This is a genomic window from Paenibacillus sp. J31R122, assembly GCF_056269185.1.
This window is the reverse complement of the sequence record NZ_JBWDNM010000015.1, coordinates 130,753-144,212: the sequence shown is the minus strand read 5'-3', so window position 1 is coordinate 144,212 and position 13,460 is coordinate 130,753. Positions and strand designations below refer to the sequence as shown.

The 13,460-nt window shown below is 44.5% G+C and carries 12 protein-coding genes and 2 riboswitches; of the genes, 8 read left to right on the top strand and 4 right to left on the bottom strand.

The window, feature by feature from the left end; all coding sequences use genetic code 11:
* Positions 1 to 201: 201 nt before the first annotated feature.
* Positions 202 to 357, bottom strand: coding sequence for a DUF1540 domain-containing protein (locus AC0YN7_RS23170; RefSeq protein ID WP_475812392.1), 156 nt, complete (start codon positions 355 to 357; stop codon positions 202 to 204).
* A 270-nt stretch (positions 358 to 627) separates the two neighbouring features.
* Positions 628 to 728: riboswitch (purine riboswitch) on the top strand.
* 120 nt (positions 729 to 848) lie between these two features.
* Between AC0YN7_RS23170 and AC0YN7_RS23165 the strand changes: the two genes are divergently transcribed.
* From AC0YN7_RS23165 to AC0YN7_RS23150, 4 genes are all read left to right on the top strand, one after another.
* The gene (locus AC0YN7_RS23165) at positions 849 to 2,234 is read left to right on the top strand and encodes an NCS2 family permease (protein WP_475812391.1); all 1,386 of its coding nucleotides are present in this window, start codon (positions 849 to 851) and stop codon (positions 2,232 to 2,234) included.
* Between the two features lie 104 nt (positions 2,235 to 2,338).
* A complete protein-coding gene (locus tag AC0YN7_RS23160) occupies positions 2,339 to 3,106 on the top strand; it encodes a LamB/YcsF family protein (protein ID WP_475812442.1) in 768 nt (255 codons plus the stop codon).
* Positions 3,107 to 3,227: 121 nt separating this feature from the next.
* The gene (gene pxpB, locus AC0YN7_RS23155) at positions 3,228 to 3,950 is read left to right on the top strand and encodes a 5-oxoprolinase subunit PxpB (RefSeq protein WP_475812441.1); all 723 of its coding nucleotides are present in this window, start codon (positions 3,228 to 3,230) and stop codon (positions 3,948 to 3,950) included.
* Positions 3,947 to 4,960 carry a 5-oxoprolinase subunit C family protein gene (locus AC0YN7_RS23150; RefSeq protein ID WP_475812390.1) on the top strand — a complete coding sequence of 338 codons (1,014 nt, stop codon included), beginning with the start codon at positions 3,947 to 3,949 and terminating at the stop codon, positions 4,958 to 4,960. The genes pxpB and AC0YN7_RS23150 overlap by 4 nt, the downstream gene beginning before the upstream one ends.
* A 643-nt stretch (positions 4,961 to 5,603) precedes the next feature.
* On the opposite strand, the gene AC0YN7_RS23145 is transcribed toward AC0YN7_RS23150, so the two are convergent.
* From AC0YN7_RS23145 to AC0YN7_RS23135, 3 genes are all read right to left on the bottom strand, one after another.
* On the bottom strand, positions 5,604 to 6,527 hold the full coding sequence (locus AC0YN7_RS23145; RefSeq protein ID WP_475812389.1) for a proline dehydrogenase family protein: 924 nt from the start codon (positions 6,525 to 6,527) through the stop codon (positions 5,604 to 5,606).
* 103 nt (positions 6,528 to 6,630) lie between these two features.
* Positions 6,631 to 7,707 carry a phosphodiester glycosidase family protein gene (locus AC0YN7_RS23140; RefSeq protein WP_475812388.1) on the bottom strand — a complete coding sequence of 359 codons (1,077 nt, stop codon included), beginning with the start codon at positions 7,705 to 7,707 and terminating at the stop codon, positions 6,631 to 6,633.
* Positions 7,704 to 8,135, bottom strand: a complete 432-nt coding sequence (locus tag AC0YN7_RS23135; protein WP_475812387.1) for a hypothetical protein — start codon at positions 8,133 to 8,135, stop codon at positions 7,704 to 7,706. The genes AC0YN7_RS23140 and AC0YN7_RS23135 overlap by 4 nt, the downstream gene beginning before the upstream one ends.
* A gap of 276 nt (positions 8,136 to 8,411) precedes the next feature.
* On the opposite strand from AC0YN7_RS23135, the gene msrA reads away from it, so the two are divergent.
* From msrA to AC0YN7_RS23115, 4 genes are all read left to right on the top strand, one after another.
* Positions 8,412 to 9,398, top strand: a complete 987-nt coding sequence (msrA, locus tag AC0YN7_RS23130) for a peptide-methionine (S)-S-oxide reductase MsrA (protein WP_475812386.1) — start codon at positions 8,412 to 8,414, stop codon at positions 9,396 to 9,398.
* A 75-nt stretch (positions 9,399 to 9,473) separates the two neighbouring features.
* Entirely contained in the window at positions 9,474 to 10,043 is a 570-nt protein-coding gene (locus tag AC0YN7_RS23125) for a nitroreductase family protein (protein WP_475812440.1), read from the top strand.
* A gap of 661 nt (positions 10,044 to 10,704) precedes the next feature.
* Positions 10,705 to 11,130 carry a MarR family winged helix-turn-helix transcriptional regulator gene (locus AC0YN7_RS23120; protein WP_475812385.1) on the top strand — a complete coding sequence of 142 codons (426 nt, stop codon included), beginning with the start codon at positions 10,705 to 10,707 and terminating at the stop codon, positions 11,128 to 11,130.
* 25 nt (positions 11,131 to 11,155) lie between these two features.
* Complete coding sequence (locus AC0YN7_RS23115) at positions 11,156 to 12,787, top strand: MDR family MFS transporter (protein WP_475812384.1); 1,632 nt, start codon at positions 11,156 to 11,158, stop codon at positions 12,785 to 12,787.
* Between the two features lie 326 nt (positions 12,788 to 13,113).
* A riboswitch (purine riboswitch) is annotated at positions 13,114 to 13,212 on the top strand.
* Positions 13,213 to 13,460 lie beyond the last annotated feature (248 nt).

The following is a 13,460-nucleotide window of genomic DNA, read 5'->3' as shown; positions in this document are numbered from 1 at the left end:
TGATGACGGAGGATCAGATGAGGTCCGTTATTGATGAATTGCTGGCTTTTGGCTAACTAATAAAAATAAAAAAAGTCAGCTTAGTGATAATAATTCTCATATTAGGTTATAATACAGACAGAGAAAGTTATAACAAAAGCAAAAGGCATCCCGAAGGATGCCTAAGCCTTAATCCATAAGCTATAATCTCGAGCGAAAACCCTAAATTTTCGGTTCGAAGGTTTTGCAATCCGTTTCCCCTGAATCTGAAGCTTGTCTATTGCGATTGTTCACAACGTAAATCGATGAAGCGTTACAAGCATTGCCTGGTGCCCAATACTTACATGAGTTTACTTCGCAAAGTACATCTTTAGCCATTGTTTTCACCTCCTATCATTAGGATGGACGAAGATGATGGCTTTATACATTTAACAGCCACAATATATCGACAGACTCCTCTGAGCTCTCTCGTTAATCAAATAGCGCATAAAGCTTATTTGCCCCGTTTTTTCCAGGTGTACTAGGAGGATAGTCACAGCCTCTCGCGTAAAATGCGAATAATTTGGAGAATTATTGCCAATAATGTTCGTGTAATTTGCGAAAGTTGTTGACAAAACAGACATATTCTCTTTAATATTAAAAGCGGAAAACAACAACGGCATATCTTTTCGTATAATCTCAAGAATCGGCTTGAGAGTCTCTACTCGGTCACCGTAAATGACCTGGCTACGAAATTGGCGGAAAAGCTTGCATCGGTCCTGCAGGTTTACTTTTCCCCTTTTTGCAGAGCCTAGGAGAGATGCGATATTCGCATTTTTTTCTAGGCTTATTTGTTTGTTCCACCACAATTTTGGGAGGTAGAAATCAAAATGGAACGTTTCTTTCGCTTAAAGGAACACGGAACAAATGTCAGGACAGAGATTATGGCGGGGCTGACGACTTTCATGACGATGGCATACATATTGGCCGTCAATCCAATCATACTTACTCCAGCAGGTCTTGACTGGACAGCCGTATTTCTAGCTACGGCGCTTTCTGCCGGTATTTTCACAATCGCCATGGGTTTGTTCGTTAACTTCCCAGTAGCGCTTGCTCCGGGCATGGGGTTAAATGCGTATTTCGCTTCTGTCATTATCGCTTCGGCGGCGACGGATACTCCCATTTCACCAGCTATGGGTCTGACAGCTGTATTTATTTCAGGTATTATCTTTATCATTTTGACACTTACACAAATTCGTCAAATGCTCATTACAGCTGTTCCTGACAGTCTGAAGCATGCGATTACTGTCGGTATAGGCTTGTTCATTACCGTTATCGGTTTGAAAAACAGCGGAATTATGACAATTGCGGTTTCAAGCTTCACTGACATTAAAGCAGGCGCTTTTACACCAGTGAGCGGTCCAGAAACGGTTATGCAGCTTGGCAGCTTCCATGATGGCACAGTTGTATTAACGGTTGTTGCTTTGCTTTTGATTGGCGTACTAATGGTGCTTCGTGTACCGGGCGCGATTTTGTTCGGTATTCTTGGAACAACGGTTATTGGAATTATTTCCGGTCAGGTTGATGTTAAAGCTGCATTCACTGGCCAAACATGGGTACCAGACTTCTCCACAATGAACTTCTGGCACTTTGACTTTGCGGGTGTGTTCGAGGTAGGTCTCGTAACCGTTATTCTTACCTTTACATTCGTTGAATTGTTTGATACCTTCGGTACGCTTGTAGGTACGGCGACACGCGCTGGATATATGAAAGATCCAGCAGAAGGCAAGAAACGTATTGGTAAAGCGATGTTCGTTGATGCTATCGGCGTTAGCGGCGGTGCTATGCTTGGTACAAGTACAGTAACTGCTTTCGTAGAGAGCTCATCTGGTATCGCGCAAGGCGGACGTACGGGTCTTACAGCAGTAACGACAGGCGTTTGCTTCTTGCTTGCTATTTTCATTTCACCGATTGTAGCACTCGTTCCGGGAGCGGCAACAGCAGCGGCGCTTATCATTGTAGGCGTTTTGATGATGCAATCGGTCAAAGAAATTGATTTCTCCGATATGGTTTATGCGATTCCGTCGTTCTTGACGCTTGCATTCATGCCATTTACGTACAACATTGCTAACGGTATTTCGTTCGGTATCGTATCGTACGTATTGCTTGCAAGTGTTGCAAACGTATCGGGTAAAGGTAAGTACAAGGTTCATTGGTTGATGTGGATTTTAGCAGTGCTTATTATTGGCCGATATGTATTCATGGGCGGCGAATAGAACGGACAATTAACGAAATAAGATGAGAAAGCAGCGCTGGACCGGCGCTGCTTTTTTTGTTATATAAGTACTTATAAGTATTTGTAGGAAGGCAGGTGATGAAGTTGCTTCGAATTGATTTGAATTGCGATATGGGAGAAGGCTTCGGGGTGTACCAGGCAGGCTCAGGCTCGGACATTGAAATAATGAAGCATATTACTTCTGCAAATATTGCATGCGGGTTTCATGCAGGTGACGCTGCGACGATACGGACAACGGTTCGACTGGCGATCGAGCATCACGTCGCGATAGGCGCGCACCCCGGGCTTCCGGACTTGGCGGGGTTTGGTCGGCGCATTATGGATATTACTCCACAAGAAGCCTATGATATGACCGTTTATCAAATTGGAGCGGTATCGGCATTTGCGAAGTCAGAGGGTGGAGTATTGGCGCATGTGAAGCCTCATGGTGCTCTCTATAATATGGCGGCTCAAAGCAAACCTCTTGCCAACGCAATCACAGAAGCGGTTTATAAAGTCGATCCGCAGCTTCTATTGTTTGGTCTTGCGGGCAGCGAGCTCGTTCGGGCAGGTGAGAAAATCGGGCTGCGTACAATTAATGAGGTATTTGCGGACCGCTCCTATGAAGCGGACGGAACGCTTACGCCGCGCGGGATGAGCGGAGCTGTAATCGTTGACCCGCTAAAAGTCGCGGAGCAAGCTGTACGAATAGTTAAGGACGGGATTGTTCGAACTAGGCAAGGGACCGATATTGGTTTGAAGGCCGATACGATTTGCGTGCATGGTGATACGCCGCATGCTGGAGAGCATCTTATTGGGCTGAGGACAGCATTTAAGCAAGCAGGAATATGTGTCAAAAAAGCGGGGGGATGACTTGGGGAGCTTAGAAAGCTTGGATAGCTTGGATAGCTTGGATAGCTTAGATAGCTTAGATAGCTTAGATAGCTTAGATAGCTTAGATAATCAGTTATGGCAGGGTGCTTTCGAATATGAGTTGTTTCCTCTAGGTGATTCTGCCGTTATCATTCGCTTAGGTGATGTTATGGAAGAGCAGCTGCAACGAAAGGTGACAGCCTTAATGGCTTGTTTGGAGCAAAAACCATTTAGCGGAATGATAGAATGTGTACCTGCATTCGTATCAGTGACAGTTCATTATAATCCGTTTGAGGTGCTGAAAAGTCGTCTTCCTATGGAGTCGGAGCATGTTACTGTTTATGAAACGGTAAGTGGGCGTTTAAAGCTGCTACTATCGCAGATAAGGCTGTCAGATTCGGATGTAGAACGGAGGATAATTGAAGTACCAGTTTGCTATGGTGGGCTTTTTGGCGAGGATCTATCCTTTGTGGCGGAACATAACGGGATGACAGAAGAAGAAGTTATTGCGATTCATACTAGTGGCACTTATTTAGTTTGCATGATTGGCTTTGCGCCAGGCTTCCCTTATTTGAGCGGAATGTCAGAGCGCATTGCAGCGCCTCGTCATGCAACGCCGCGAACAGTTATTCCGCGAGGAAGTGTAGGGATTGCCGGCGGGCAGACAGGCATCTATCCAATTTCAACTCCTGGAGGATGGCAGCTGATTGGCAGGACACCACTTGAGCTTTTTCGTCCCGAGCAAACAATTCCCAGCTTGCTAAGTGCAGGTGATTATGTGAAATTTAAGCCCATATCGAGTGAACAATATGATCTCTATTTGGATGGTGATAGTGAGCTATGAGCATCAAAGTGATCCGGCCAGGCTTGCTCACGACTATACAGGATTTAGGGAGATATCATTTTCAACAATATGGTGTTGTGGCGGCGGGAGTAATGGATACAGGGGCTGCACGCGCAGCCAATTACTTGGTTGGTAATGATGGGGCAGAAGCTGTGCTGGAAATGACGCTTACTGGAACGGAGCTGCTTATTCAAGAGGCTGTCGTAATAGCGGTATGTGGAGGTGATATGTCCGTTACCATAAATGGACAGCCGCTACCGTTATGGAGGCCTGTCCTTGCGGAAGCGGGTGTCGTCATTAAATTTGCTGCTGCTCGGTCTGGATGTCGTTCTTATCTAGCAGTAGCGGGCGGCTTTGACGTGCCGGAAGTTATGGGGAGCCGCAGCACATATTTGCGCGGCGTCATTGGTGGATTTGAGGGAAGGCCATTGAAAGCTGGAGATGTTCTTTTGATTAATAAGCCGAATGAGCTATCTACTAGGATAATGAGCGCGCTGCAGGCAGAGCAAGCTGGAGCTGGATCTGGATGCTATGCAGCACCCAACTGGCACGCGAACCATTTTGCAATTGCAGGGAACCTTGTCGAGCCGATTATTCGCGCCATGCCAGGTACTCATTATAATAGGTTTACGCCTGAAAGCCGGCAGGCTGTATTTAGTAAAACATATCGCATTGGGGTGCAGTCTGATCGGATGGGCTGTCGGTTAGAGGGTGAGAAGCTGCTTCTGAATTCGCCGCTGGAGATGCTGTCGGAAGCTGTTGCTAATGGAACGGTACAGGTGCCACCGGATGGCAAGCCGATCGTGCTGCTTGCTGATAGGCAGACCACTGGCGGGTATCCGCGTATCGTACAGGTTGCTTCGGTAGATATTCCGGTATTCGCCCAGCTGAGACCAGGTGATTCCTTTCGGTTTGAAGAGGTAACGCTGCTTGAGGCGGAACGCCTTTATTTCGAAGGCGAGCGTGATTTGAGCATGTTGAAAACGGCGATTGCCTTAAAATATAAATAAAAGGGTTCGGCTGTGATGAAGCTCGAGATCAAACATTCAGTGGCAATTAGCTAAAAGGCTACAAAAATAGCGCACTTATGACACATTTAACGAATATGACTAGTTGGAGCCACACATGTGTGGCGTTAAATGAGTTAACCTCACTATGCATGAATGAAATTAAAGAGGTAACCTCATTATGTATGAATGAAATTATAATGGTAAATCTTACTGTGCAAGTATGGAACAAAGTGAGGCAAACCTCACTATGCATGTATGGAACAAAGTGAGGCAAACCTCACTAATAATGAATATTCCCTCAGTAGATTGAATGATCTGCCAGCTGCCCATGTATTTAGTGAGTTTTTTCTCACTCGCCATGAACTTTTCCTCATGGCGAGTGAGCTTTACCTCACTAATTCGAGAAACTAACGAATTCTGCTGAATATAGTGAAGTTTACTTCACTAATTAGTGAGTTCACCTCACTACTAAGCTATTTGTGATTGTGGATCCATTGGTTAAGCCTTTTTGCTGAGTATTGCTCATAGAGTTTGAGTTGTGAAATGGATAATATCCGAGGTACTGGAATCGAAAAAAAAGAGGGATATTTTCGTGAATGAAGTGTAATCTACCTCGTGTAAGACCCTGAAAATCAACGCTTCATTATCTATAAATGTTCTTAATAACGAGCATAAGGTTAGCAGGCTTCTCTGCAAGCCGCCGGGTGAAATACGGATACCACATCGATCCGTAAGGAACGTAGCAGCGTATCCGGTATCCATCCTTAGCCAACTGTGCTTGTGCGTTCATTCGCAAGCCGTAGAGCATTTGAAATTCGAAGGAATCTTTAGAAATGCCATGCAAAGCAGTATACTGTTTAACCCAGTTAATAATCAAGTCATCATGTGAGGCGATAGCAGTGTATACACCTTTATCTAAATGCTGCTTAATAATAGCCTTGAAGTTTGAAATAACATCAGCCGTTTTCTGGTATGCGGTATGCTGAGGTTCTTTATATGCGCCTTTCACGAGACGAAGATTAATGCCCTCGTCCATCAGCTCCGCGGCATCTTTGGCTGTTCGATGCAAATAAGCTTGCAGTACAGTGCCTACACTAGTTAAGCCTTCCCTATGAAGACAACGTACCATATCAAGCGTAGCTTGCGTATAGGGCGTATTTTCCATATCGATACGAACAAAACTATTAAAGCGCATTGCCTGCTGTACAACTTCCCGTATATTCGCGTAACAAGCCTCAGCATTTAGCGCAAGCCCCATTTGCGTCGGTTTTAAAGAGACATTGGCGTTCAAATTGCTGTCAGCGATACCTTCAATCATCTTCAAGTATTGTTCCTTGTAATCGGATGCCTCGCTTAGCTTTGTAACACCCTCGCCAAGATGGTCGAGCGAAGCACAAATACCGAGCTTATTTAATGCCTCAATTTGCTTGAGCGCACCCGTGAGATTTTCCCCGGCAATAAACTTGTCGGCAAGCTTCTTGCCATATGTGGTCGATAGCTTCTCTACAAATGGAATCCCGGCGATCGTCAGTATTGTTGTACGGTACCATTTCGTTCCGATGCCCATCAGCGTTACCCCTCATCCTGTCATAAGAGTCTGATTTACACAGTTCGGCGAGCTTAATAACAGTATATTCAATCATATAGACAATCGCGCACATCACGCCTATTTATTTGAAAAGCAAAAAATTCGTCGGCAGCTTACGAAGCTGCTTGTCCGAGGGCTTATTAATAATTCGACCGTTAAATATAAGTGACGAGGAACCGCCTCCATCGAGATTATATCCATCAACTGCTCCATAACGCTGTAATAAGGTTTGCATTTCACTGAGCGTCGCGCCTGAGCTGCCTGCCTCGTTATAGCCGTCCACTACAAGGAACAAAAGCTGATCATCTTTGTAGTTAGCAATAACTGTACGTGGCGCTCGTTTAGGGCTAGTTTGCCATTTGGTCGGTATAGCTTGAGGCGCTCCGCCGCGAAGCAGGACGGGAACAAAGGAGGCCCCGAATTTCGGCTTCTTCGCATCGAGCTGCTGCTGACTTGTGAATTTGCCTCCGATTAACTCGTTTTGATCATTTAGTCCGACAAAAAATAAATCTGAACGCGTCGCTTCAAAACCCGACACGTATTTACCATCTACAATAGTTGTACCAAGCGGGTAGCGTTTGCCTCCGCCATCGGCGAAACCGCCTGCATTAACGCCGGCGATCGCATTCGTACGTTTGACTGCCTCAAGTGTCGTTTCCGAACGTCCAAGCTCATCCCGACCCAGTGCCATTTTCATGGCGTCCTTCGATTTAAGTTTTACTTTCAGAGCGTAAGTAGGGAAGCTTTCCGTTTGTATGTAGAAGAGCTGCGCTCTAATCTTGTCCGATTCAATCGTAGCGGCAGGCTTGCCAAGCTTCTGCGTAATGTTGCGATCATAAATCTCAAGCGGTCTCATCGCCTGCGAGGCGGTCATTGCTGATATTTTTGCCATATCCGCGTTGGTTTGATTGTATAGCTTGATTTGCTTCTGAAGGGATTCTCGTGTGAGAGCCGCCGTTTCATGCGCTTGGTCAAGACCTTCAGCCGCCGTCTTAATAGCAGCAGGAGACTCTGTTGCTTGCTCGGTTTGCGCTTGAGGGAAAGCATCCTCTGATAATTGAATGACAATGTCGGATAATAGCAGCCATAGCATAATGCCGAGAAAAGGAGTACATGCGAGCAGAGCTGTACGGTTTAACGTTTTGACTGTTATGTTCATTTGAGCACATCCAAGCTTTTCTTCAGCTCATCCAGCTGCTTTTTCACTTCATTCAGCTGCGTATAAAGCTTGTTGCTGTTGTCGGTCTTGGAAGCGGCATTGTCTTTCGTGAAAGTAAGCAGCTCGTTAAGTGAGTCTACCTTCGTTTTCAGCTCGGCAAGATCGGCCAAGTAGCTCGCTTCCAGCTCTTGCATGCGGCCTTCATAGGTTTGCTGCATAGCAGAAATCTGGTTCGCGGTTTGTCGCTCAATATCAGCGCCAATTTTCTGCTGAATACGGTCGGTATACCATTTGGCCCCGAATAGGCCGGAGCTAATAAGGACAAGCCATACACATATGAAAATGAGGAAGGTACGGTTTCCTCTCTTTTTTCGTGTTTTTTGGCCATACAGAGTTGCTGTTCGTTGTTCCAGGTTTAAATCACTCATACTATTCATTCACCTCTCGTGTTGTTTACTTGCAACGGATATGGATGAACGAACTGCAAGCTATGTTTCATAGACTTAGACGATCAAACGGTACAGAATGGTTGCAGATGTTTTCTTATTGTAACAAACGAATGGGAGGATGTCCCTCGTATAATGTGGTAAATTATTGAAATAATGCCGTGGCGTATCACTAATCTCAGGTTTTGTGATTATTCGTCTTCGTCATGTATAATAGGAATACACTTTAATATTTTGAATTTAAGGAGGGTGATCAGCATGGATCAACCAATAACAAATACAAGTAATAACAGTAACGAAGCAAAGGCCATGTTCGCAGGCGGCTGCTTCTGGTGTATGGTTTCACCATTTGAAGAAATGCCGGGCATTATTTCGGTCGTATCCGGTTATACGGGCGGCCATACTGTAAATCCAACCTATCAGGAGGTTTGCTCAGAAACGACTGGGCATACCGAGGCGGTGCAAATTACGTATGATCCGAAGGTGTTCCCGTACGAGAAGCTGCTTGATATTTTTTGGAAGCAGATCGATCCGACTGACGCTGGCGGACAATTCAATGACCGCGGGGAATCGTATCGGACAGGTATCTATTATTACACGGATGAACAGCGTGAACTAGCTGAGGCATCGAAGCAGGAGCTTGCGGCGAGCGGCCAATTCGACAAGCCAATCGTTACGGAGATTGAACTGGCGAAGCCATTTTATCCTGCAGAGGATTATCATCAGGGTTATCATAAGACGAATCCGTATCGTTACAAAATGTACCGTAAAGGTTCTGGGCGCGACGCGTTTATATCGCAGAACTGGTCTTTTAAGAAAGACGCTGCTGAGCTGAAAAAAAATCTAACTCCGATTCAATATGAAGTGACGCAGAACAGCGGAACGGAAAGGCCGTTTACCGGCGAATATTGGGATCATACGGAGGACGGCATATACGTCGATATCGTTTCGGGTGAGCCGCTATTCAGCTCGCATGATAAATATGATGCTGGCTGTGGCTGGCCTAGCTTTACGAGACCGATTCAAGCTGCTTCTATTATAGAGCATACTGATAAATCACACTTCATGGTGCGGATTGAAGTACGAAGCAAAGAAGGAGACTCTCATCTAGGCCATGTGTTCGATGATGGTCCTCAGTCTGCTGGCGGTTTGCGTTATTGCATTAACTCTGCTTCACTACGGTTTGTATCCAAGGATAAACTGGAGCAGGAAGGGTACGGCGAGTATTTGTCTCTTTTTAAGTGAATTAGTACAGTGATTATAGAGCAGCGGGATGCCTCGAAAGGGGTGTCCTTACCTGTCACGAGCGAGGAGCAGGTTATGAACGTTGAAGAAGCGATTAAGACAAGAAGATCTATGGGTAGAGTAAAGCAGGAGCCAGTTGACCGCGCTATTATTGAGCGTTTGCTGGAGGCGGCAACATGGGCGCCTAGTCATCATAATACACAGCCGTGGACGTTCATCGTCATGACGGGAGCAGGCAGAGCAAAGCTTGGAGAAGGATATGCTCGTGTTGCGGCAGCAGCTTCTGAGCTGAGCGGAGAGCAGCTTGAGGAACGCCTTGCTAAGGAACGTTCGAAGGCAAATAGAGCGCCGGTAGTCATTGCCGTTGTATGCTCACCATCGAATGATCCGCGTGCTTCGCTCGCAGAAGAGCTGGCAGCTGCCCAAACTGCTGTGCAAAACTTGCTGTTAGCTGCACATGCAAATGGTCTTGGCGCCATTTGGCGTTCAGGTGATCCTATGTATCATCCGTTAATGAACGATACTTTTGGACTTAGCGAGCAAGAGCAAATCGTTGGCCTTATTTATTTAGGATATCCGGATATGACTGCACCTGCTGCCAAACGCATCCCAGCAGCTGATAAGACGGTTTGGCTGGAAGGTTAGTAGATTGAAATAACGACTGAGTTAAAGTAGACGCACTAAGAAAATCAGATGGAGCTCAAGAGCCCATTGATTTTCATAGTGCGTTTTTTTGTCTTACCGAAATTGATGCTAGATGATTAGCTGGTTAGTTGGAGATGATTTACTTGAGGAAGGTTGTATTTCATCCAATCACTGCTATATCCCAGTCAATGTGTTTGAGTTTGGTTGTAAATCATGCAAGCTAATCGTTCGTTATGAGCTTAAATCATTCCTAGCGTCTTGTTTGATTGCAGCTTTTCCATTCAAACACAAAGAAAATGAAAAAAATAGACTTTTGATTGGACAAAATACATTCTAATCTTATAACAATCACTAAGTGCTACAAGGCGCTCCCACATAACCTATCTATTCCGCGTGATTTCTTTATAAGTAGCTGATTTAAGTTCGTTGGAATAATACTCCGAATAACACTCCCTTATGAACTAGAATGCTCGTCCATATACGACTGCATGTAATCCAGCACTGTATTTTTCGGCAAGAATCTAATTTTTTTTAATCCATAGTGACTATTTTTGTAGAAAAATATATTGTAGTAAATACTTGATTTATAATTAGTTTAGCTGTAAGATATTTTTTGTTAAAGCTTATGTGCGAAAATCGGCTTGACAAAAGGAGGGATGAAATGACGGATAAAACGGAAATTATAGAGGTTGCGTCTTATTTCAGATTAATACTAAAGAATATTACTAATGAATGGAAAAAAAATGCGATTCACAATTTTTCAATGACACACTTCAAAGTGCTTTATGCACTGAACAGCGCGGGCCAGATGAAGGTATCTGAGTTGGCTGAGTCGATAGGTATTACACCCGGCGCGATCACTGGTGTCTCCGATAAGCTGTTAGCTGACGGCTATGTCGACCGCGTTAGAGCGGAGGATGACCGGCGAGTTGTATATATTGAAATGACTGATAAAGGCAAGGAAATGCTGGAGACTGTTTTGGAAACGCAGAAAGAGACGATAACTACCTTTTTTTACAGCTTACCGGATGAGGATATTCAGCATTTGAAACGGATCTTCAGTAAAATGCTTGCAAAAATAGATTAAAATAAGAATGAGGAGTAAACCAGCTATGGAACATTTATCAAGTAAGCGTAAATTAAGTATTATGATGGCGATTATGGCTGCTATGTTTTTCTCAGCAATTAATCAGACCATCGTTAGTACGGCGATGCCGAGAATTATCGCGGAGTTAGGTGGAATGGACTTATATACTTGGACCATTACCATTTATATGCTGACCTCGACGATTGCTACTGTGCTCGTCGGGAAATTATCTGATATATACGGTCGTAAGCCGTTTATATTAGTCGGTATATTATTGTTTATAATTGGTGCTTTTATGTCAGGGATGTCCACCGACGTTTACCAAATGATCACTTATCGTGGTATTCAAGGTCTTGGCGCCGGTATTATTATGGCTACAGCCTTTACAGCTGTTGGTGATTTGTTCGCGCCTCGCGAACGTGGCAAATGGACAGGAATAATGACTGCGGTATTCGGTTTCTCTAGCGTAATCGGTCCGACACTTGGCGGTTACATTGTTGACCATATGGCGTGGCATTGGGTATTTTGGATCTTCTTGCCGCTCGGTATCGTTGCTTTTGTTATGATTATGATTTTGTTCCCAAAAACGGAGCGCAAACAATCAGAATCGATTGACTATTTAGGTTCATTCTTTCTCGTCACCACAATTGTACCTATGCTGCTTGCCTTTACATGGGCCGGCTCGAAGTATGCGTGGTCAGACTTCGAAACGCTTGGTTTGTTCGGGATAACGCTCATATCACTTGTCATCTTCATTCTTGTGGAAAGGAAAGCGAAAAGCCCGATCATGCCTTTGCACTTTTTCAAAAATGGCGTCGTTACGCTTTCTAATATTATTGGTTTTCTAATGAACTTCGGTATGATGGGCGCTCTCATCTATATTTCATTCTTCGTTCAAGGCGTACTTGCTATTTCTCCTACTTATGCTGGCTTTGTAACGATGCCGATGTCAATCGGTATGGTTTTTACAAGCGCAATTGGGGGACAATTAATAAGCAAAACAGGGAAATACAAAAGTTTTGCGCTTATCGGTATGCCGATCATGATGCTAGGTATGATCATAATGGTATTCATGAACAGTGTATGGATGGCGGTATTGGCAATGATTATTTTCGGTTTAGGGCTTGGACTTGGTATGCCGGTATTCTCATTGACTATTCAAAACGCAGTTCCCCATAAGGAGCTTGGTGCGGTTACAGCTTCCATGCAGCTATTCCGTAACCTCGGTGGTACAATCGGGATTGCGGTAATGGGTACTGTGCTTGCTACTAGTCTAAAAAATAATTTGACTGAGGCGGTTAAGTCCGGCCAAGGTCCCGATATGAGTAAACTTGATCCAGAGATGCAGAAGCAATTCGCGGAATTTGCTAATCCGCAGACGCTGACGAATCAGCCAGCGCTTGAAAAGCTGCATCAGAGTTTACCTGAAGGTTTGCAGCAGGAATTCACGAAGTTTGTGGATATGATGCGGGATGCGTTAGGCTCATCGCTGTCAACCGTATTTTTGGCGGGAGCACTTATTCTTGCATTAGCCGTTATTTTAACATTCTTCTTAAAGGAATTACCGCTGCGAACTACAAATGATGCTACGAGCAAGGTGCAGCCTGATCAGGAAGCAAAGCAGCGTGCTACTGGAGAACTAGCTTCAAGCAAATAATGTATTGAATAATAAGTAAATGAAGTAACAAAGGAGGGACAGGGAGGAGCCGTTTGGCCCCATCCGCTGTCACTTCTTTTTTGTGTATGGGGCTGGTTGGAAGAGTTTTATTTGGCGGTATAGTTTACTGCGGATATTGTTCTTTGTTCAATCGAGCATAGCTGTACAGTTGTTTGATGAATCACCTATTTTTGGGCATACTGTTCTGATTTTCCGATTAATTCATACAAAAAAACGAACCTTTATAAAAGATTGTGTTTTAATGTTCGTATTTCATTGACAGTAGTTTGGTGATTAGATAAACTAGAATAGGTCTGAGGCAGAGTTACTGCCCCATTCAGAAGGTTCGTATATTTTCGGGAGAGGCCCGAATGTTTCTACCCGAAAACCTTAATTTTCGGACTACGAGCACAGTGAATCACAAATTGAAACGAGAGCAGTATTATTATGGCATTTTTCTAGGGTGGACGGGGCATCTTCTATTATGTAGAAGTCTTTTGTTGTCGCTTAGGCTGTAATTGCGTCGTTTTCTTGTATTCATTGAAGTGAAGCCTATTTGACCTTGCTTTTAAGCGTATGATGGTCTCTGCTTCGGCTCCGGTCCTGCGGCATTCCTATTTGATGGTTGCTGACGGGTTTTTTCTGTTTCAACAAGGCATTATAGAATTATAGT